Genomic DNA, 19,010 nt, shown 5'->3' with positions numbered 1-19,010 from the left:
CCGAAAGTAGTTGCCGGAACGCTGGCTGCGAGGATAGGACGACGCGATGCCGATACATATAATGACAACGGGGGAATTGATGAATATCAGTTCCTCTGTTGTTTTTTATTTATATACAGTTTAAAATATAGTAAATAGTAACAGGATGCTTTGGTTTGGCATTGAAGTTAATCAAAGTTGAGGTGAATACTTATGGAAATGGAACGAATTAACGATAACACTATTCGGGTCATGATTGAAAATGAGGACCTTCAAGACCGCGGGACTTCGGTTCGTGATTTGCTCAGCGATCGTAATAAAATTGAATCTTTCTTTTATAACATTTTATCTGAAATTGATACAGAAGAGGATTTTGTTGATAATGACAAAGTTTCTTTTCAAGTTTTGCCTAACCAAAATGGCTTGGAATTATTTATTTCTCGTCTTGATGATCAAGATGCTTTAAATGATTTGTTAGCAAACATTGTTGGTGAGCGCAGTGATGATGATACTGATGTCGTTAACCAAGAAGCAATTGACGATGTTTCATTTGAGCAAAAAATGGCTTTGATGGCGCATGATGATGAAAAAAATGCTGTAAAGAAGAGTGTTGATGGTCATATTGATGTTGTTGAATTAGCTGACTTTGATTTGCTTTTGTCACTTTCAGACCGGTTGGAAACATTTACTGGTGACAATAGTGCCTATTTCTACAAAGGTCACTATTACTTAGTGTTGGATTCAACAAAGATGTCGTTGACAGCTGCTGAATACAATACTTTGTCTGCCACGATTGTTGAGTTCGGGCGTTATGCTAAGTTAAATGAGGCTGTTTTGTCAGAACATGGTAAGGCTTTGTTCGAAAATCAGGCAGTACAATCGTTGAACCAACTGTTTTTAGCTGAATAAAATGACTGATGGAAAATCTGAAAAGGTTTTCCATTTTTTTATGTCTTATTGTGAACTTGTTGATTGAATAAATTTTTGATTGGTTGTTAACAGTCAATCCTTTTTCTAAAATAGATTTTCTTCCTGCTCTGTTATCAGGTATAATAGCAGTATCATTATTTAGCATTGGAGTGCATTTTCATGAATATCTTGCTTGTTATCACCTGGGTCTTAGTTATTTGGTTTGTTTTTTATGTGGTTAGTGCCCTTGGTACGCGCATCATGGCCAAGCAACGGGGAACTGTTTTAAAGGCAGAAGACTTTATGGCACAGCAGGCAGAAAACCACGGTCAATTGGTTGATGTCCGTGACAAGGAACCCTATAAGCGTAATCACTTAAGGGGAGCTCGAAACATGCCAGCATTAACTTTCTCACAAGGAAAGTCTGGTTTGCGCCAAGATATGCCGGTTTACTTGTACGGGGATACATTATCTGGTGCAAGCTCTGTTGCGCGTCATCTTCGCAAGGAAGGGATGGCTAAGAGTCAAATTTTCTTGATGGCTGGTGGCTATCGTCAAGTGACGGAGCAAAAGAAGAGCTAAAAAAAAGAATCGCTTAGCGATTCTTTTTTAGTAACTATTAGAAGCGTGATTGATGAGCGGCAACTGATTTGCGAATTGCAGCACGGGAAACCTCTTCATAGTTTTCTTGTTCTTGTTCTTTTGGCTCTTGGACCAATTTCTTATAGCCAAAGCCGGCTGAAAGAACGGCTAGGGCTGAGCCAAGCACGCCTGTTGCCAAGCCAAATTTAAAATCTTTTTTCATCCTCAATCTCCTTTCCATCTTTTCTTAACATTATCGTTGAAATAAAAGACTTTGTAAATCCCTATTTGTAAAATGGAGGTAGAATATGTCAATCCCAGTAATTGTAATTGCAGGACCAACTGCTTCTGGTAAATCAGATTTGGCGATCCAGCTAGCTAAAAAGTATAACGGTAACATTATTTCGGCTGATTCTTTGCAGGTCTACCAGGGGTTGGATATTGGTACAGCCAAAACACCCATTCAAGAACGTGAAGGGGTTTCTCATTATTTGCTTGATGTGGCAGATAAAACTGCTGATTTTTCGGTGGCTGATTTTCTCTCATTGGCAGATCAGGCAATTTTAGAAACGGTTCATTCAGGGCGAATCCCAATTGTGGTTGGTGGGACCGGTTTTTACGTCAAAGCACTGCTGGGTTTTCAGTCATTGGATTTTGCTAAATCAGACGAAGAAGAGGTTCGAGAAGACCAGAAAAAATCTTTGGAGGAGCTGCAAGTCAAATTGAGGCAATTGGCTGACGAGAAATTATTGAATAGAGTTGACCTGCAAAATAAGGAGCGGGTCATTCGAGCAATTCAAATCGCCCGTCACGGGCAAGTTAATCGGCCTAAGCGCCCAGACTATACTGGACTGATTTTGGCTTTAGAGTGGCCAAGAGGGGTCTTATATGAGCGCATCAATGGTCGTGTTCAGCTTATGATCGATCAGGGGCTTGAGAAAGAAGCCAAAGGCCTATATGACCAAGGTGGTTTGAATCTGCAGGCTGGTCGTGGCATCGGCTATGCTGAATTTTACCCTTTCTTTGAGGGACAACAGACACTCTTAGAAGTTGTAGCAACCATCCAACAAAATTCACGGCGCTATGCCAAACGACAATTAACCTATTGGCGTCATCAAATTCCGGGGTTACAATGGATTGATGGTCAAAACGCATGGACAATTGCTGATCAGAAAGTTGCTGATTTTTTGAAAGAATATAAGCAGTAAAAAGGAGTGGCAAATGGATTTTGCTCAGGCACTAAGCGATTTAAAAGATGGGAAAATTGATCATTTTGATGTTGATCCCGAAACTTTTCCTGCATTTCAGAAGGCCTGGTCTGCTTTTCCCTATCAAAACACAGTGAAGGGAATCGCTCAAAGAGCAGGAAAAGTGACATATATTCAGGCAAAATAGACTGTTGTAGCGATTAAAATATGCTACAATACTATTTAAGTAAACTATATTAAAAATGGCCGGACTCGGTTTTTTCGGGTGTCGACTTTAATTGAGAGGCAAAATCGTGGCATTATCATTTGGACAACATAACGTTGGTATTGACTTAGGAACGACAAATACTTATGTATACGTCGAAGGAAAGGGAATCGTTTTACGTGAACCTTCAGTTGTTGCACGTAACACTGAAACGAAAGAAGTGATTGCCGTTGGCTCTGAAGCCCGCGACATGCTCGGTCGGACGCCTGCAAGTATCGCAGCTATTCGGCCAATGCGTGATGGCGTTATTGCTGATTATGACACGACAGTTGCCATGATTTCTTATTATTTGAAGAAGGCTTTAGGAGGCCGCGTAGGTAAGCCATACGTGACACTTGGGGTACCTGCTCGTATTACGGCGGTTGAACGTCGTGCAGTGATTGATGCTGCCCGTGTCGCTGGTGCGCGTGATGCCTATGTCATCGAAGAACCATTTGCGGCTGCCATTGGTGCTGGTTTGCCAGTTATGGAACCAACTGGTTCAATGGTTGTTGACTTTGGTGGTGGAACCACGGATGTTGCCACGATTTCACTTGGTGGTATTGTTGCAGCTCGTTCAACTCGTTTTGCGGGCGACAAGCTCAACGAAGCAATTTCATCATTTGTCCGTAACAATAACAACTTGGCAATCGGTGAATCAACTGCTGAGCGTTTGAAGATTGAAGTTGGAACTGTTTCTTTGGAAGATGCCAAAATGATGGAACCAACGACGGCTCGTGGTCGTGACTTGTTGACAGGTTTACCAAAGACTATTGAGGTTTCGGCCTATGACGTGGCAACGGCAATACAAGACCCAATTAACGAAGTGGTTAACTCAATTCGTGAAACATTGGAGTCAACACAACCTGAAATTTCTGCCGATGTGATTGACCATGGAATGGTCTTGACTGGTGGCGGAGCACAATTGCGCGGTTTGTCAACTTTGATTGAAGGAATTACGAAGGTTCCCGTAATCGTGGCGGAAGATCCTTTGGATGCCGTCGTCAAGGGTGTTGGTGAATCATTGAAGTCTTTGGACGTTTTGCAACGAAACTAATAAGACAGGTTAAGTAAACTGCCAAAAAGCGTAGCGCTTGCGCTGCGCTTTTCTTTTCAAGGCAGTTGGTGTGAAAAGGATTATTCCATGCGTAAGTTATTTTCATCCAAAACGGCTGTGATTTTAATGGTCTCAGTCATAGTTATTGTTGGCTTGATTACCGGATCAAATTGGTGGGCCAATAAAACAAATACACCACCTTTCTTTCAGCGAGCAGTTAATGATATCACTGGTGGTATTTCACGCGTGATTGCTGTGCCAACGAATGCCATTGGGACACGGGCCAATTCAATTTCCAATTTGATGTCAACATTTGATGAAAATCAGAAATTAAAGGCTAAGTTAGACGGCTATGCGCAAAATCAGGTTAAGATGCAAACCTTGGAAGAGGAAAATAAGTCGTTGAAGAAGCAGCTTGGCTTGAAAGCAACGTTGACGGATTATGAAACAATTTCTGCCGTAACGATTGCTCGCTCGCCTACAACTTGGCAGTCACAGCTTGTGATCAATAAGGGTGCTAAATCAGGATTGAAGAAGGGCATGCCCGTCCTTGGTGATTCTGGCTTGATCGGTCGTATTTCAGAAGTGAATACGGTTAATTCGAAGGTGACGTTGATTTCTGATACGAGTGAGGATACAAACCGCTTTGCAATCACTGTTAAGGGCAGTCAAGGTGATGTTAACGGGATTATTACTGACTATGATGCAGATCAGAAATTGTTGATTATGGGGCAGGTCACTGAAAGTCAGACGATTAACCCTGGTGATAAGGTTGTTACCTCAGGATTAGGCGGATCAATGCCGTCTGGTATTCTGATTGGTAAGGTGGCAAAGGTCACCACCGATGATTACGGTCTATCACGTAAGATTTATATTCAATCGAGCTCTGATTTGAGCAGTTTGAGTACCGTCTTAGTGGCCAGGACAGAGGTAGGGTCATAATATGGCAGGTTGGCAATTTATTCGATTTCGGATTGTGTATCCGCTGATTTTAATTCTTTTGTTTTTCATCGATGGAAATATTATGTCTTCGTTTGGTGTTTTTTTACTCCATCCGCCTTTTCATATTATTCCAACGCTCACGTTGATTTGGTTTTTCTACGCCATTCAATTTGAGGCGACAAGCTTCGTGCCTTATTATTTCTATGTAGTTGTGTTCGGCTTACTTTTTGATGTTTATTATACGGGCATTATTGGCACCTATACGGTTGCCTTTTTGGCTGCCACTATTTTGATGGATAAGCTACGTCCTTATTTTGATGAACGCTTAATGTCTGGGATGCTTTTGTTATTGGTGGGCTTATTGACCTATCTTGTTGTGACTTATTTTGCCGGTTCAATGATTAACATTGCTAATTTGTCACCTTTTTCGTTTATCATTCAAGATGTTTTTCCAACAGCGGCTTTGAACTTAGTGTTGGCGGCTTTAGGCTATTATCCAACCTGGTCTTTGTATCAAAGATTAATTTAAGCTTGCATTTTTTACCAGGCCAGGGTTATAATGGCTTCAATTAAAACGTTGACTAGACGAGTAGCTAGCAAATTCTTTTCAGGAAGCTTACGGGAATTGAGAGTAAGCAGGAATTGTTGGTGAACCACACCTAGGAGTGTGCTATTGAACCTTGAGTAGGTAGCATCGGCTGTGCCCGTTATCGCACCGGTTGTTAGGAAACTAACACCACGAGGTTTCTTTAGTAATAAAGAAACAACGATGAGGTGGGACCGCGTCTATTCGCCCTCTAAGTGCTTAGCACTTAGGGGGCTTTTTTATTTCCCATCGTTTTAATAGTTTGACAGTGAAAGTGGGGAAATCCTGATGAAATATTTTTTTGAAGTACTACCAAGCATTGCCTCTGGGTTGCAAATGACCTTGGGGGTCTTCTTTATTACGATTATTGGCTCGGTTCCGTTGGGCATCTTAGTGTCCTTGGCAATGCGTTCGCCATACTTTAGTGTGCGTTGGTTGGTAAACGGCTATATTTGGCTGATGCGAGGAACACCACTCTTGTTGCAGTTGATTTTCATTTACTATGGCTTATCAATGGTCGGCGTTTCATTCTCACGGTTTGACGCTGCGGCATTTGCCTTTATTATCAACTATGCAGCTTACTTGGCAGAAATTTTCCGTGGTGGTCTTCAAGCCATCCCACAGGGACAATTCGATGCCGCCCAGGTTTTGGGCTTGAATAAAGTGCAAACTTTTTTCAAGATTATCTTGCCACAAGTGATTAAAATTGTGGTGCCATCATTTGGAAATGAGGTTGTTAACTTGGTCAAGGATACGTCTTTGATTTATGTGATTGGACTGGGCGATATCTTGCGAGCCGGTTCGATTGCAGCCAGCCGAGACGTTTCATTGGTACCATACTTAATTGTTGGCTTGATGTACTTGGCCATGGTAGCAGTCGTTACGATTGCCCTACGCCGTAGCGAGAAGCGCTTGAGTGCTTGGAGGTAAGACTATGATTGCGATTAAAAATTTAACAAAAGCCTATGGCGATAATGTGATTTTTAAAGACTTATCACTGACGATGGCTGACGGTGAAATCCTAGTAGTTGTTGGGCCATCCGGTTCCGGTAAAACAACTTTCATTAAGACCTTAACCGGTTTAGAGGATGCTAGTAATGGTGAGATTGATTTAAACGGCCAGACTTACCAAGTTGGCGATCCTGCCTTGGCAGCAAAGATTGGACTGATTTTTCAGGACTTTAATTTATTCCCACATTTGACAGTCAAGAAGAATTTGACTTTGGCACCGATGACAGTCAAGAAAATGTCCGAGAAGGAAGCAAATCAGAAGGCTGACGAGTTGCTTTCAACTTTAGGCTTGACTGACCAAGCTGACTTATATCCTTACCAGTTGTCTGGTGGTCAAAAGCAGCGGGTAGGCATTGCTCGAGCATTAGCAATGGATCCACAAATTATTGCTTATGATGAACCAACCTCTGGCCTGGATGAAAAGACCACTGACCAGGTTAGCCAGGTGATGCTAGCCTTGAAGAAGGCTGGGGTTACTCAATTAGTCGTGACCCACGATTTGCCATTTGCTGATAAGGTGGCGGATACAGTCTTTGACTTTGAAAAGGAGGTCCAGCGCTAATGATTACGATGAAAAAGAAAATCATTGTCAATACGGCTGTGATTGTGGTCTTTCTTACCGTGGTGGCTGGTTGTGTTGCCTTTCTTTCCAAACCTAAGTCAGATAATGATGCCAATACCAAAGACAATTGGACCAAGATTCAGCAGGAAAAAGTGATTACGATTGGTTTGGATGATACCTTCGTTCCAATGGGATTCCGGGATTCTTCTGGAAAGTTGGAAGGATTTGATATCGACTTGGCTGATAAGGTCTTTTCTGATTTGGGCATCAAGGTTAATTGGCAGCCAATTGATTGGTCGATGAAGGAAACTGAGTTAAATACCGGTAATATTGATGCCATTTGGAATGGCTATACCAAGACACCTGCTCGAGCAAAACAGGTTGCCTTTTCACAGGTTTACCACAAGGTAGCTCTTTCCGTTGTTGTTAAGAAGGGCCAGGGCATTAATAAGTTTTCTGATATGTCCGGTAAAGTCTTGGGCGTTCAAACCGGTTCTTCTGGTGAATCGTCATTGAACGATCAGCCAAAGGTTTTGAAGCAGTATATTAAGGGGCAAAAGCCAGTCGAGTATGATACTTTTGACAAGGCCTTTACTGATTTAAACGCTAATCGGATTGATGGCTTGTTAGTTGATGAGGACTATGCCCGCTATTACATCAATCACCAGGCTAACCCAGCGGATTATGAAATTCTAAAGGGTGGCTTCCCAGAAACGGAGGATGTTGTTGGTTTCCGTAAGGGTGATGTTGAACTCAAGGAAGCGGTTAACAAGGAATTGACGAAATTAACTAAGGACGGCTTTGTTTCTGCTTTGGAAAACAAGTGGTTTGCACAAAATTAATTGAGAAAGTATTAAAAACGCCTGCGGGCGTTTTTTCTTTGGCTAAAACCGAGTAAGATGGTTATATGATAAAAAAGACGATGGTGGCGCCTGGCGTCCAGCTGGCTTACCAGCCAACAAAGCAATTTAAAACAATCCATGTTAATGTGACCTTCGCGACGAAGGCTAAGAAGGCCATTGCGACTAAACGGGCGCTCTTGTCCTACTTGATGGCAGTCTCTTCGAAGGCGTTTCCAGACCAACGAGCGGTTTCTTTGGCAATGATTGATGCCTTTGGGGCTAACTTTCAAACAAAGGTGGCAACGCTCGGCGATTTGGACCTTTTAACGGTTTCGATTCAATTTATCAAACCGGGTCTGTTACCAAATTCAAATCAGCTTTTGGAGCAAATTTTAAACTTTTTGCAAGCAATGCTCTTTGATTTTGATTGGGAAAGTGACCAAGCCCAAACAACGTTTAATCAGGAGCGGCAGAACCTGAAGCAAGCGATTTTAAGTCGCCAGGATGATAAGGTGGCCTTTGCTTTGGACCAAGCTCGCGAATTAACCTTTGCCGATGCTGCTGTCCGGGAATCAATCTTAGGCTCGATTGAGGAATTGGACCAATTGACCTTAAAGGACGTTTTGCAAACACAGCAAGAGTTATTGGCGACAGACCAAGTTGTGATTTCGGTTGTTGGGGACTTGGAGTTTGATCAATTGACAAAGCAGTTGTCTGCTTGGCCTTGGGCTGATATTGGTCGCGAGGAAAAGAGTGGTGTTGACCAGAACTATTCAGCGCAGATTCCTCAGTTGTTAGCTGCCGGTCAAAGAAAGCTTGTAAAAAAGGTAGATTGGCAACAGGCAGTTTTGGTGCAAAATTTTCAGGTGGAGGGTCTGTCCCTACACGATAATGGTCCACGTTATTATGCAACTTTGGTGTTGAACACAATCTTTGGTGCTAGCCCAGCTAGTCTGCTTTTTACTGAGGTCCGAGAAAAAAATAGTTTAGCTTATAATATTTCGTCGCGCTTTCAGCCGGACTTAGCGATTTTGACCGTTGTTGCTGGTTTTGATTTCGACCAGGTTGACTTGGTTGAAGACCTGATTCAGGTGCAACTGAAGACATTGGCCGCAGGCCAGATTACAGTAGAAAAGCTTGAAAATGCCAAGCAAAGCTTGAAAAATGAGTACTTAATTCGCCAAGATTCCCAGACCTACCTGGCTGTTCGTCAGGCTGGTCGTTTCTTGCGTCAGGCCAAAGAGGGTACTACTGATTTTCTAGCCGCAATCGATCACGTATCAGTAGCTGATGTGCAGGCTGTTGCCAAGGACTTAATCTTGCAAAGCCGCTTTGTTCTGGCGCCTGGGGAAAAGGGGGAATCTTTTGGAAACAAATAATCATGAAGAACAGCCCTTTGTTTTTCAAACGAAAGAGGGCCTGACGGTTAATCTGATTAAAAAACCGGGTTACCACCAATTTTTGGCGGCTTTGACTGCTCGTTTTGGTTCGTTAACGACGGCGATGAGGGTTGCTGATAACCAGCAAGTTACAATTCCCTCCGGCACTGCACACTTTCTAGAACATAAGATTTTTGACAAAAAAGATGGTGACGCTTTAATTCGCTTTACGGAGCTGGGGGCTGATGCCAATGCTTTTACTGGACCAAACCAAACAACGTATTATTTTACTGCCACTAGCCAAATCCTAGAAAATTTGGCTTGGCTAATGAATTTTGTCCAAGATCCTTATTTCACGGAAGAAAAAGTCGTTCGCGAGCGGGGGATTATTGAGGAAGAAATTAAGCTTTATCAGGATGATCCGGCTTGGCAATTGTATCAGGGAATTATTGGACTACTGTACCCCAAATCAGCGTTAAGCCAAGACATTGCAGGAACCAAGGACAGTCTGCAAGAAATTACTCCTGATTTGCTCTATCAAATTCATGCTGGCTTTTACCAGCCTCAAAACTTAGTGTTAACCGTTGTTGGCGACTTTGGTATCAATGAATTAATCGCTTTTATTAAAGAGCAACAAGAACAAATCAGTAGTCAGACAGAAACTGTTTTGGTACCAAAAGAAGATTTAGCAAAACAGGTGACCTTTGTAGCACAAAAGAAGCAAGGATTATCGCTAGAAAAAGGGGCATATGGTTTTCGCTTACCAAGTCGTCCTGAGGATATTTCAGGAATTGAACGTGTTAAAGAAATCCTATTAGGCGAACTGGCCTTGGACTTAGTATTTGGTGATCAAACGGTGTGGTTCCAAGACGCTTATGAAAAAGGAATCTTTGGTGATGATTTTGATTATGAGTATAGTAATTTTGGCCCATACCAGTATTTAACGTTTTTTGCAGATGGTGAAAATCAAGACCATGTTCAAGAATATTTGCTGAAAAGACTAGCAGAAGCACCCGCCATTTTAGCTGAAAGTCAGACTGATTTTACCCGGTTGCAAAAAGCTTTGGCTGGGCAAACTTTGGCTAGTCAAAATCGCCCGGATCGCCTTGGTTTAGACGAGGATTTAGCCTTGTATGGGGTATCACTATTTGATAAAATGAACATAATAACACGTTTTTGCTTAGATGATGTTGTCCAGTGCGGCAAACGGCTTTTTGAAGGTGGTCGTTTGACTCGCTTAGTATTAGAAAAGTAAGAGAAAAAATGGCTGAATATTTAGCAAGTGAAGTTAGTCAACAGTTACGAGAAGCACGATTGGAAAAGGGTTATACAATCGACCAATTGGCCGAAATGACCAAAATTCAACCCCGTTTCTTACAAGCGATTGAAGATGGTGACCAGGATGTCTTACCTGGTCAATTTTATGCTCGGGCATTTGCTAAGCAATTTGCTGAAGCTGTCGGTTTAAACCCTGATGACCTTTTTGATGAAGTTCAATTTGACCCACAGGTGACTAGTGATTTATCTCATGCACACCGTGATGAAGATGGTGTCGTTCGAGCAGGGGTTAATAACTCAGAGGCCTTTAAATCACGTTTTCGTGGTTTTATCCCAAGAATTTGGATAGCAATTATCGTTGTTGCCATTTTGCTGGTTGCCTGGTTTGTGGTAACACGGGCAAGTTCAGGCTCTAATTCATCTAACGGTGGCAACCAAGTTGAGGTTGCATCGTCATCGGTACCACAATCATCATCGTCATCAGTGGTTTCCTCTTCAAGTGCTAACGGTGGTATTAACCTCGGAACTGCAACCACGAACACGGCTCAGTTGACAACCACCTATACTGTTGGCGGACAATTGGCCAATACACATACCATTGTTGCTAAAGGCCAAAATGGTGGTTCGATGTTTAAGGTAACTGATGGAACCGGTAAGGTCTTATACAACGCTTGGTTGAACCAAACTGATGAAAAGAGCGTTGAAATTCCAGCAAATACGGCGATTGTGAATATTCAAGTTTCACAGGTTAGCCACGTCAACTTAACGATTAACAACCAACACATTGATTTACCAAACTTGCCAACGAACCCTGCTCCAACCACTTGGAACGTTGTCTTGAATTTGAATAAGTGAGAACAAAATGAACCTACCAAATAAACTAACGGTCTTTCGAATCATCCTGATTCCAGTTTTCATGCTCCTTTTGATTTTTTCAAAAGGCTCAGCAGTTGTGAATACTGATTTAGACTTGACCCTTTCATGGGTCCTGGCAGCCATTGTCTTTGCCGTTGCTTGTATTACTGATTTCTTAGATGGGCAAATTGCTCGTCGAAAGCACTTAGTAACCAACTTCGGTAAATTCTTTGATCCATTAGCTGACAAGCTGTTGGTCATGACTGCCTTGATTTACCTGACTGCTTTTCACCAGGTTCCTGCCTGGGTCACAGCAGTGATTGTTATTCGAGAACTCGCGGTGACCGGTTTGCGCACCTTAGTTGTTGAAAATAACGGCACGGTCATGGCTGCTGCTTGGCCTGGCAAAATTAAAACCTTTTCCCAAATGTTTGCCATCTTCTTCCTCTACTTAAAGGATTGGCCATTTGCCCTTGTTGATTTTCCAATCGGTCAAGTGCTCTTGTATATTGCCGTTTTCTTTACAATTTATTCAGGAATCGAATATTTCTGGAAAAGCCGCTCGGTTTTTGCAGACGGACTATAAGCGCTTTAAGCGCTTTTTTCGTCCAATAAAATAAGGTCGAAAATGATACGAACAAATGTTCGCAAAAGTCCTTGCATTTTGTTGAAAAAGTCCGTACACTGTTGATAGACATTGAAGGAGTATCAAGCATGGTTGCAAAAAAGACAAGCGATGATAACAAGAAGGATGGCCGTCAGGCTGCCTTAAATGAGGCTTTGAAGAAAATTGAAAAAAACTTTGGAAAGGGTTCCATCATGACGTTGGGCGATAACGCCTTAACGCAGGTAGAAACTTCGCCATCTGGGTCCGTCAAATTGGATGTGGCCTTAGGCGTTGGTGGTTATCCAAAGGGACGAATTATTGAAGTTTACGGGCCTGAATCATCAGGTAAGACGACAATTGCCCTGCATGCAGTAGCTGAAATTCAAAAAAATGGTGGCACGGCTGCCTATATCGATGCCGAAAACGCTTTAGATGTGAAGTACGCTGAAGCTTTAGGTGTTAAGAAAGATGAACTACTATTGTCACAGCCAGATACGGGTGAACAGGGATTGGAAATTGCCGATGCTTTGGTTCAATCTGGTGCCGTTGATATGGTTGTAGTGGATTCCGTGGCTGCCTTGGTTCCTCGTGTGGAAATTGAAGGTGAAATGGGGGATGCCCACGTTGGTTTGCAGGCACGGTTGATGTCTCAGGCTTTACGAAAGTTAGCTGGGACTTTGAACCGGACTGGAACGATTGCCATTTTCATCAATCAAATCCGTGAAAAGGTCGGCGTGATGTTTGGAAACCCCGAAACAACGCCCGGTGGTCGCGCTTTGAAGTTTTACTCGACAATTCGTTTGGAAGTCCGTCGGTCAACTCAAATTAAAGATGGCTCCGATGTTACCGGTAACTTGACAAAGGTCAAGGTTGTGAAAAACAAGGTTGCGCCACCATTTAAGGTTGCCGAAGTCGATATCATGTATGGAAAGGGAATCTCACAAACTGGTGAAATTCTTGATTTGGCCGTTGATCAAGATATTATTGATAAGGCCGGTGCATGGTATGCCTATAACGGGGAACGAATTGGTCAAGGTCGTGAGAAGGCCAAGGAATATTTGGATGATCCTGAGCACGCTGCTTTGAAGGAAGATATCTATACACAAGTGCGAAATGCTTATGGTATTGGCGATGAGCCAGCCGTTGATGCTGGTCCCGATGAAAGTGATAGCAAAAGTGCAGAAAATCACGATAACGACGGGCTTACTGACGAACCAATTATTTAGAAATAGTAATAATAAATTAATATTAAAAAGCGTTGTAAAACGCTTTTTTTTGTTATAATGTGTTTGTTCTTAACTGAAGTGAATGATTCATTTTCACACAAATTGTTCGGATTAGTTTGGAATAGATACTTGTTGTTGTAGGATAATCTTTTGCACCCAGTTGGGAGAAGAGGAATCATGCAAAGATCGCATCGCGGGTCATGGATAGTGGCCTCTGTCGTCGTTGTACTTGCTATCATCTTAGGAATTGCCTATCAAAACCGAGACAAGCAAGCCAACACCGCACCCATTACTGCAGTTGGTTCAACTGCATTGCAGCCTTTGGTTGAAGCTGCCGGAGAGGACTATCAACGTTCTCACCCTGGTGTCTCCATTACCGTTCAAGGTGGCGGAAGTGGTACGGGTCTGTCGCAAATAGCGCAAGGGGCTGTTTCCCTCGGGAACTCAGATCTCTTTGCTGAAGAAAAGAAGGGGATTGATACAAAGAATTTAGTTGATCATCGAGTCGCAGTCGTTGGAATTGCGCCAATCATTAATAAGCAAGCTGGTGTTAATAATTTGACACTGGCACAGTTAACCGATATCTTTACCGGTAAAATTAAAAATTGGAGTGAACTGGGCGGAAAGAACATGCCAATCGTGCTTGTCAACCGTGCCGCCGGTTCCGGAACTCGGGCCGCTTTTGAAAAGTGGGCCATGGGTGGCAAAAAGAGTGCTTCTGCACAAGAACAAGATTCATCAGGAATGGTCTTGTCAATTGTTAAGAGCACTCCGGGAGCTATCTCTTACGTTGCCTTTGCTTATAAGTCAAACGATGTTGTTCGTGCAAGCATTAATGGCGTTGCACCTACCGATGCCAATGTTGAAGACGGGGCCTACCCTATCTGGTCATACGAACACATTTACACACATGGCAAGCCAACAGGTGAAGTTGCTAAGTTCTTGGATTTCTTTAATTCAGATCGTGTACAGAAAACATACGTGCCAAAGTTGGGTTACATCTCAAATTCAAATATGAAGATTGAACGTGATCTACACGGTAACATTACCGCTAAGCAGAAGGGGTAAGGCAGACAATGGATCTTATTACCGAAAAAATTAAAAAAACTTCGTTGTCAACCAAGCAAGACCGGTTTGGAAAGTTCATCTCGGCTCTTGCCTTAATTCTAATCACTGCGGTGGTTATCTTGATTTTCGGCTTTGTTATCACTCGGGGGTTAGCCACCTTCACGACCAATAAAGTTTCAGTTAGTAAATTTCTCTTTGGAACGAATTGGAATCCGAGTGTTGTTGACCCTAAGACGGGTCAGCCAGGTATTGGAGCATTACCGCTCATTACTGGTTCTCTGGCGGTAACGATTTTGGCCGCTATTATTGCAACACCATTTGCGATTGGAACAGCGGTCTTCATGACTGAAATCGCTAAGAAGCGTGGTGCACGCATCATGCAACCAGTCATCGAATTGTTGGTTGGAATTCCTTCCGTTGTTTACGGTGTTATTGGTTTGGCCGTTGTGGTTCCAGCCGTTCGTTCAATTTTTGGCGGAACGGGTCTTGGAATCTTGTCAGGAACAATTGTTTTGTTTGTCATGATTCTACCAACTATTACTTCAATGACTGTCGATGCCTTAAAGGGTGTTCCTCGCTATTACCGTGAATCAGCCTTGGCCATTGGTGCCACACGTTGGCAAATGATTTATAAGGTGATTTTGCGGGCAGCAACACCAGGAATCTTGACAGCAATCGTCTTCGGAATGGCGCGTGCCTTTGGTGAAGCTTTGGCTGTTCAGATGGTAATCGGAAATGCGGCCAAGATGCCAGGTTCTCTGGTCTCACCAGCAGCAACCTTGACCTCCGTTTTGACGATGGGAATTGGAAACACGGTCATGGGCACGTTGCAAAACAACGTCTTGTGGTCATTAGCAATGATCTTACTTCTGATGTCTCTCGTCTTTAACCTCTTGATTCGCTGGATTGGTCGAAAAGGAGAACTGAAGTAATGAAAGCAAAAACTGCTGATAAAATTGCTACAGCCGTGATTTACTCAATCGCTGGCGCAGTAGCGTTGGTGCTGGCAGCAATGCTGGCATTTATCTTGGTTCGAGGATTGCCTCATTTGTCATGGCACTTCTTAACTGCACAAGCTCGGTCATTTGAGGCTGGTGGTGGAATTGGCATTCAATTGTTTAATTCCTTCTACCTCTTGATTTTAGCCATGCTGATTTCATTCCCAATCGCTCTTGGGGCGGCTATTTACTTGAATGAATATGCCAAGCCAACGATTTGGACATCAATGGTTCGTACAGCAATCGAAGTGATGTCATCATTGCCATCTGTTGTTGTTGGATTGTTTGGATTCCTGATTTTCGTTGTGAAGTTGAAGCTTGGTTTCTCCATTATTTCTGGAGCAATCGCGTTGACATTCTTTAACTTGCCAATCTTGACTCGTTCAATCGAAACATCATTGAGCCAAATTCCAAATCTTCAACGTGAAGCTGGAGCGGCTTTGGGTCTTTCACGATTTGAAACAGTTATTCACATCATCTTGCCAGCAGCGATACCATCCGTTGTGACTGGGGTCGTAATTTCTGCGGGACGTGTCTTCGGTGAAGCCGCTGCATTGATCTTTACAGCTGGTCAATCAGCACCTTCATTGGACTTTGGTGACTGGAACCCATTCAACTTGGCATCACCATTGTCACCATTTCGACCAGCCGAAACTTTGGCCGTGCACATTTGGAAGATTAATTCGGAAGGAATCATGCCGGATTTGTCACTCGTGTCAGCGGGAGCATCAGCGGTTTTGATTATCGTGGTATTGCTCTTTAACTTTAGTGCACGTCGCTTGGGAACACTTCTCTACAAGAAGTTGACAAAATCGTGAGGTTAGCATGACAGATAAGAGTCAAGAATTAAAGCCAGTATCAGATTTTATTCCTGAAAAGGCACCGGAACGCTATATCATTCCAATGGAAGATGATAAGCATGAAATTGCCCTTTCAACCGAAAACTTGCAAGTGAGTTATGGCGATAACCTTTCCTTAAGCGAAGGGGACTTGCGTTTTGAACGCTACAAGATTACCTCTTTGATTGGAGCATCTGGATCAGGTAAGTCAACGTTCTTGCGGTCATTGAACCGAATGAACGATGGCGTTGCCAATGTTACCGGTCATATATGGTACCGTGGATTGGACATCAACTCACAAGATATTGATGTTTATGAAATGCGTCGTCACATTGGAATGGTTTTCCAACGACCAAACCCATTTGCTAAGTCAATTTATGACAACATTACCTTCCCATTGACTCGCCGTGGTAAGTATACCAAGGCCCAGCTCGATGAGATTGTGGAAACAACGTTAAAGCAAGCTGCTTTGTGGGATCAAGTTAAAGATGAATTGAACAAATCAGCGCTTTCATTGTCAGGTGGGCAAGCCCAACGATTGGTGATTGCTCGTGCATTGGCCTTGAAGCCTGATATCTTGTTGCTCGATGAGCCGTCATCAGCCTTGGATCCAATTTCTTCTGCTCAGTTTGAAGATACTTTGCTGGAATTGAAGAAAAACTACACGATTATTATCGTGACGCACAATATGCAGCAAGCAGCCCGGATTTCTGACTACACGGCCTTTATGCACCAAGGTAAGGTAATTGAATACGATTTGACTCGTAAAATCTTTACCCGTCCTAAGGTGGAATTGACCAACGATTATATTTCAGGTAATTTTGGATGACAAAACAAAGCGAAACAATCTTAGAAACTCGTAACGTCAAGCTCTGGTATGGAGACAAGGAAGCCTTACATGGGATTGATTTGGATTTTGCCAACAAGGGTATTACTGCCTTGATTGGACCTTCTGGATCGGGTAAGACAACTTACTTGCGGGCCTTAAACCGGATGCATGATTTGGAAGAAAATGTCACTGTGACGGGGTCTTTCAACCTTCTTGGGAAGGATATCTATGCGCCAACAACGGATACCGTTGATTTGCGTAAGCGCGTTGGAATGGTTTTCCAACAGCCAAATCCGTTTCCATTCTCTATCTACGATAACGTTGCCTTTGGCTTACGTTTAGCTGGAGTAAAGGATAAGAAGACTTTGGACCAGGCCGTAGAGGAGTCATTAAAGGCTGCTTCTATCTGGGACGAAGTCAAGGATGAATTGAATAAATCAGCTCTTGGTCTTTCTGGTGGACAACAACAGCGTGTTTCAATTGCCCGTGTTTTAGCTACAAACCCGGACGTATTGTTGCTCGATGAACCAACATCAGCTTTGGATCCCGTTTCTTCTCATAACATCGAAGAAACTCTGCTGTCACTCCGTGACCAATATGCCATGATTATTGTGACTCATTCCTTATCACAAGCTTCACGAATTTCTGATAAGACGGCTTTCTTCCTTAGTGGAAACTTGGTCGAATTTGGGGACACTCGTAAGATTTTCTTGGAGCCCGAGAAAAAGGAAACTGCCGATTATATTTCTGGTCGCTTTGGATAAAAAGTGACTGGATGATTGGTTGGTGAAGCCCATCGTTCAGGCTGTTCAAAAAATATCTTTGCTTTTAAAATGCCCTACTGTTATTAGAGAGAAACAGGTTACATGAAAGGAATTTGTCATGCGTCGATTATTTGATGAAGAATTAGCTGATTTGGATACTTCTTTTACGGAAATGGGTGAACAGGTTGCCAAGACCATTCAGGAATCTGTTCAATCCTTTATTAAGCACGATCGTGATGGTGCCCACAAGATTATTGATCATGATTACAAGATCAATGAACGGGAAGCCGCTTTGGAAAAGAAGTCATTTGAAATGATTGCTTTGTACCAACCGGTAACAACTGATTTGCGTGAAATCGTGACGATTTTGAAGGCCGTTTCCGTTTTGGAACGAATGGGAGACCAGGCACGAAACATTGCTACGTCAACCATTCGTGTTAAGGGAACGAAGCACATGAAGGCTGTTGAAAAGCAGTTGGGTGAAATGGGCGAATTGGTCGCTTCAATGGTTTCAGAAGTCATGGGCTACTACGTGAAGAACGATGCCTTGGGTGCTGAAAACATCGCGACTAAGAACCACCAGTTGTCGAATGCAGCAGCTCAGATTCGAACTGATTCTGTCAATGGAATGAAGGAAGATTCTGAATTGGTTGATTCAGCAGCTGACTATTTGGTGATTGCCGGTTACATCAAGCGTATTGGTGACTATACAACCGACATCGCTGAATGGATTGTTTATAAGCGTACGGGTAAGATTATCGAATTAAACCCAGGTTATAACTACTTTATCTAATTGATAAAGCAAAAGGGACCCTTCGGGTTCCTTTTTTTGTTATGAGGAACTTTGTTATAATAGGGGGTAGGAAATAAATTTACTAAAGGAGGGCCTATGCGTTTTATCATGCAAGCGGCGATTAATATGGCTGTCTTTCTGGCCTGTGCGTTACTGTTTCCAAACGGTTTTGTTTTAGCGAATATGACGACCGCCTTGGTGGCAGCAGTGCTGCTCGCCTTATTGAATCGCTTGATCAAGCCCATCTTGGTCTTTGTTTCACTACCATTAGTCATCATCTCGTTGGGATTCTTTTTATTAATTATTAATACAGTGCTGCTAGAATTAACAGCACATATTATTCATGGCTTTGCTTTTGCCTCTTTTGGTTGGGCAATGCTGGTCGCAATATTGTTGACCGTGGCTAATTTCTTATTCATGGGTCAAACGAAGATTTCGGTGCGGAGGTAAAA

At 42.8% G+C, this 19,010-nt stretch carries 23 protein-coding genes and 1 other annotated feature; of the genes, 22 read left to right on the top strand and 1 reads right to left on the bottom strand.

The genetic code is table 11. The features are described from left to right. Positions 1-192: 192 nt before the first annotated feature. On the top strand, positions 193-888 hold the full coding sequence (locus tag AOQ32_RS01825) for an adaptor protein MecA (protein ID WP_059393321.1): 696 nt from the start codon (positions 193-195) through the stop codon (positions 886-888). 180 nt (positions 889-1,068) lie between these two features. After that, positions 1,069-1,470 (top strand): rhodanese-like domain-containing protein, encoded by a 402-nt coding sequence (locus AOQ32_RS01820; RefSeq protein WP_059393320.1) that lies wholly within the window; start codon positions 1,069-1,071, stop codon positions 1,468-1,470. A 37-nt stretch (positions 1,471-1,507) separates the two neighbouring features. On the opposite strand, the gene AOQ32_RS01815 is transcribed toward AOQ32_RS01820, so the two are convergent. After that, positions 1,508-1,693: a DUF3042 family protein gene (locus AOQ32_RS01815; RefSeq protein ID WP_047974855.1), complete on the bottom strand. Its 186-nt coding sequence runs from the start codon at positions 1,691-1,693 to the stop codon at positions 1,508-1,510. Positions 1,694-1,778: 85 nt separating this feature from the next. On the opposite strand from AOQ32_RS01815, the gene miaA reads away from it, so the two are divergent. The 20 genes from miaA to AOQ32_RS01720 all read left to right on the top strand — a co-directional run bounded on the left by miaA (position 1,779) and on the right by AOQ32_RS01720 (position 19,008). After that, complete coding sequence (gene miaA, locus AOQ32_RS01810; RefSeq protein ID WP_059393319.1) at positions 1,779-2,678, top strand: tRNA (adenosine(37)-N6)-dimethylallyltransferase MiaA; 900 nt, start codon at positions 1,779-1,781, stop codon at positions 2,676-2,678. Positions 2,679-2,691: 13 nt separating this feature from the next. Further along, positions 2,692-2,865, top strand: a complete 174-nt coding sequence (locus AOQ32_RS08865; protein ID WP_168778578.1) for a hypothetical protein — start codon at positions 2,692-2,694, stop codon at positions 2,863-2,865. A 106-nt stretch (positions 2,866-2,971) separates the two neighbouring features. Continuing rightward, a complete protein-coding gene (locus AOQ32_RS01805; protein ID WP_059393318.1) occupies positions 2,972-3,979 on the top strand; it encodes a rod shape-determining protein in 1,008 nt (335 codons plus the stop codon). 87 nt (positions 3,980-4,066) lie between these two features. Beyond that, positions 4,067-4,921 carry a rod shape-determining protein MreC gene (gene mreC / locus AOQ32_RS01800; RefSeq protein ID WP_059393317.1) on the top strand — a complete coding sequence of 285 codons (855 nt, stop codon included), beginning with the start codon at positions 4,067-4,069 and terminating at the stop codon, positions 4,919-4,921. Between the two features lies 1 nt (position 4,922). After that, complete coding sequence (mreD, locus tag AOQ32_RS01795; protein WP_059393316.1) at positions 4,923-5,450, top strand: rod shape-determining protein MreD; 528 nt, start codon at positions 4,923-4,925, stop codon at positions 5,448-5,450. A gap of 39 nt (positions 5,451-5,489) precedes the next feature. Further along, positions 5,490-5,722, top strand: a binding site (T-box leader). Between the two features lie 73 nt (positions 5,723-5,795). Continuing rightward, positions 5,796-6,437 carry an amino acid ABC transporter permease gene (locus tag AOQ32_RS01790; protein ID WP_059393315.1) on the top strand — a complete coding sequence of 214 codons (642 nt, stop codon included), beginning with the start codon at positions 5,796-5,798 and terminating at the stop codon, positions 6,435-6,437. Between the two features lie 4 nt (positions 6,438-6,441). Further along, positions 6,442-7,080, top strand: a complete 639-nt coding sequence (locus tag AOQ32_RS01785; protein ID WP_059393314.1) for an amino acid ABC transporter ATP-binding protein — start codon at positions 6,442-6,444, stop codon at positions 7,078-7,080. Next, positions 7,080-7,922: an amino acid ABC transporter substrate-binding protein gene (locus AOQ32_RS01780; protein ID WP_059393313.1), complete on the top strand. Its 843-nt coding sequence runs from the start codon at positions 7,080-7,082 to the stop codon at positions 7,920-7,922. Before AOQ32_RS01785 ends, AOQ32_RS01780 begins: the two co-directional genes overlap by 1 nt. Positions 7,923-7,987: 65 nt before the next feature. Further along, complete coding sequence (gene yfmF / locus AOQ32_RS01775) at positions 7,988-9,301, top strand: EF-P 5-aminopentanol modification-associated protein YfmF (RefSeq protein ID WP_059393312.1); 1,314 nt, start codon at positions 7,988-7,990, stop codon at positions 9,299-9,301. Next, a complete protein-coding gene (yfmH, locus tag AOQ32_RS01770; RefSeq protein WP_059393311.1) occupies positions 9,288-10,556 on the top strand; it encodes an EF-P 5-aminopentanol modification-associated protein YfmH in 1,269 nt (422 codons plus the stop codon). The genes yfmF and yfmH overlap by 14 nt, the downstream gene beginning before the upstream one ends. Before the next feature lie 8 nt (positions 10,557-10,564). After that, positions 10,565-11,434, top strand: coding sequence for a helix-turn-helix domain-containing protein (locus AOQ32_RS01765; protein WP_059393310.1), 870 nt, complete (start codon positions 10,565-10,567; stop codon positions 11,432-11,434). A gap of 7 nt (positions 11,435-11,441) precedes the next feature. Beyond that, the gene (gene pgsA / locus AOQ32_RS01760) at positions 11,442-12,020 is read left to right on the top strand and encodes a CDP-diacylglycerol--glycerol-3-phosphate 3-phosphatidyltransferase (RefSeq protein WP_059393309.1); all 579 of its coding nucleotides are present in this window, start codon (positions 11,442-11,444) and stop codon (positions 12,018-12,020) included. A 128-nt stretch (positions 12,021-12,148) separates the two neighbouring features. After that, the gene (gene recA, locus AOQ32_RS01755; RefSeq protein ID WP_047974867.1) at positions 12,149-13,267 is read left to right on the top strand and encodes a recombinase RecA; all 1,119 of its coding nucleotides are present in this window, start codon (positions 12,149-12,151) and stop codon (positions 13,265-13,267) included. Positions 13,268-13,444: 177 nt separating this feature from the next. Continuing rightward, positions 13,445-14,335 carry a phosphate ABC transporter substrate-binding protein PstS family protein gene (locus AOQ32_RS01750; protein WP_059393308.1) on the top strand — a complete coding sequence of 297 codons (891 nt, stop codon included), beginning with the start codon at positions 13,445-13,447 and terminating at the stop codon, positions 14,333-14,335. Positions 14,336-14,343: 8 nt separating this feature from the next. After that, entirely contained in the window at positions 14,344-15,267 is a 924-nt protein-coding gene (pstC, locus tag AOQ32_RS01745) for a phosphate ABC transporter permease subunit PstC (protein ID WP_059393307.1), read from the top strand. Further along, on the top strand, positions 15,267-16,151 hold the full coding sequence (gene pstA / locus AOQ32_RS01740; RefSeq protein ID WP_059393306.1) for a phosphate ABC transporter permease PstA: 885 nt from the start codon (positions 15,267-15,269) through the stop codon (positions 16,149-16,151). Before pstC ends, pstA begins: the two co-directional genes overlap by 1 nt. A gap of 85 nt (positions 16,152-16,236) precedes the next feature. Beyond that, on the top strand, positions 16,237-17,001 hold the full coding sequence (gene pstB, locus AOQ32_RS01735; RefSeq protein ID WP_373299326.1) for a phosphate ABC transporter ATP-binding protein PstB: 765 nt from the start codon (positions 16,237-16,239) through the stop codon (positions 16,999-17,001). Next, positions 16,998-17,765 (top strand): phosphate ABC transporter ATP-binding protein PstB, encoded by a 768-nt coding sequence (pstB, locus tag AOQ32_RS01730; RefSeq protein WP_059393304.1) that lies wholly within the window; start codon positions 16,998-17,000, stop codon positions 17,763-17,765. The genes pstB (AOQ32_RS01735) and pstB (AOQ32_RS01730) overlap by 4 nt, the downstream gene beginning before the upstream one ends. 118 nt (positions 17,766-17,883) lie before the next feature. Continuing rightward, a complete protein-coding gene (gene phoU / locus AOQ32_RS01725; protein ID WP_047974873.1) occupies positions 17,884-18,558 on the top strand; it encodes a phosphate signaling complex protein PhoU in 675 nt (224 codons plus the stop codon). A 96-nt stretch (positions 18,559-18,654) separates the two neighbouring features. Continuing rightward, entirely contained in the window at positions 18,655-19,008 is a 354-nt protein-coding gene (locus AOQ32_RS01720) for a phage holin family protein (RefSeq protein WP_059393303.1), read from the top strand. Positions 19,009-19,010 lie beyond the last annotated feature (2 nt).

The organism is Fructobacillus tropaeoli (assembly GCF_001047135.2).
Taxonomy (GTDB): Bacteria; Bacillota; Bacilli; order Lactobacillales; family Lactobacillaceae; genus Fructobacillus; species Fructobacillus tropaeoli.
The sequence above is the reverse complement of the archived record's forward strand: the minus strand, read 5'-3'. Positions and strand labels throughout refer to the sequence as shown.

Excerpts from the sequence above, each read along its gene's own strand:
- AOQ32_RS01825 (WP_059393321.1), top strand. The coding sequence starts at position 193 with ATGGAAATGGAACGAATTAACGATAACACTATTCGGGTCATGATTGAA.
- AOQ32_RS01820 (WP_059393320.1), top strand. The coding sequence starts at position 1,069 with ATGAATATCTTGCTTGTTATCACCTGGGTCTTAGTTATTTGGTTTGTT.
- AOQ32_RS01815 (WP_047974855.1), bottom strand. The coding sequence starts at position 1,693 with ATGAAAAAAGATTTTAAATTTGGCTTGGCAACAGGCGTGCTTGGCTCA.
- miaA (WP_059393319.1), top strand. The coding sequence starts at position 1,779 with ATGTCAATCCCAGTAATTGTAATTGCAGGACCAACTGCTTCTGGTAAA.
- AOQ32_RS08865 (WP_168778578.1), top strand. The coding sequence starts at position 2,692 with ATGGATTTTGCTCAGGCACTAAGCGATTTAAAAGATGGGAAAATTGAT.
- mreC (WP_059393317.1), top strand. The coding sequence starts at position 4,067 with ATGCGTAAGTTATTTTCATCCAAAACGGCTGTGATTTTAATGGTCTCA.
- mreD (WP_059393316.1), top strand. The coding sequence starts at position 4,923 with ATGGCAGGTTGGCAATTTATTCGATTTCGGATTGTGTATCCGCTGATT.
- AOQ32_RS01790 (WP_059393315.1), top strand. The coding sequence starts at position 5,796 with ATGAAATATTTTTTTGAAGTACTACCAAGCATTGCCTCTGGGTTGCAA.
- AOQ32_RS01785 (WP_059393314.1), top strand. The coding sequence starts at position 6,442 with ATGATTGCGATTAAAAATTTAACAAAAGCCTATGGCGATAATGTGATT.
- AOQ32_RS01780 (WP_059393313.1), top strand. The coding sequence starts at position 7,080 with ATGATTACGATGAAAAAGAAAATCATTGTCAATACGGCTGTGATTGTG.
- yfmF (WP_059393312.1), top strand. The coding sequence starts at position 7,988 with ATGATAAAAAAGACGATGGTGGCGCCTGGCGTCCAGCTGGCTTACCAG.
- AOQ32_RS01765 (WP_059393310.1), top strand. The coding sequence starts at position 10,565 with ATGGCTGAATATTTAGCAAGTGAAGTTAGTCAACAGTTACGAGAAGCA.
- pgsA (WP_059393309.1), top strand. The coding sequence starts at position 11,442 with ATGAACCTACCAAATAAACTAACGGTCTTTCGAATCATCCTGATTCCA.
- recA (WP_047974867.1), top strand. The coding sequence starts at position 12,149 with ATGGTTGCAAAAAAGACAAGCGATGATAACAAGAAGGATGGCCGTCAG.
- AOQ32_RS01750 (WP_059393308.1), top strand. The coding sequence starts at position 13,445 with ATGCAAAGATCGCATCGCGGGTCATGGATAGTGGCCTCTGTCGTCGTT.
- pstC (WP_059393307.1), top strand. The coding sequence starts at position 14,344 with ATGGATCTTATTACCGAAAAAATTAAAAAAACTTCGTTGTCAACCAAG.
- pstA (WP_059393306.1), top strand. The coding sequence starts at position 15,267 with ATGAAAGCAAAAACTGCTGATAAAATTGCTACAGCCGTGATTTACTCA.
- pstB (WP_373299326.1), top strand. The coding sequence starts at position 16,237 with ATGGAAGATGATAAGCATGAAATTGCCCTTTCAACCGAAAACTTGCAA.
- pstB (WP_059393304.1), top strand. The coding sequence starts at position 16,998 with ATGACAAAACAAAGCGAAACAATCTTAGAAACTCGTAACGTCAAGCTC.
- phoU (WP_047974873.1), top strand. The coding sequence starts at position 17,884 with ATGCGTCGATTATTTGATGAAGAATTAGCTGATTTGGATACTTCTTTT.
- AOQ32_RS01720 (WP_059393303.1), top strand. The coding sequence starts at position 18,655 with ATGCGTTTTATCATGCAAGCGGCGATTAATATGGCTGTCTTTCTGGCC.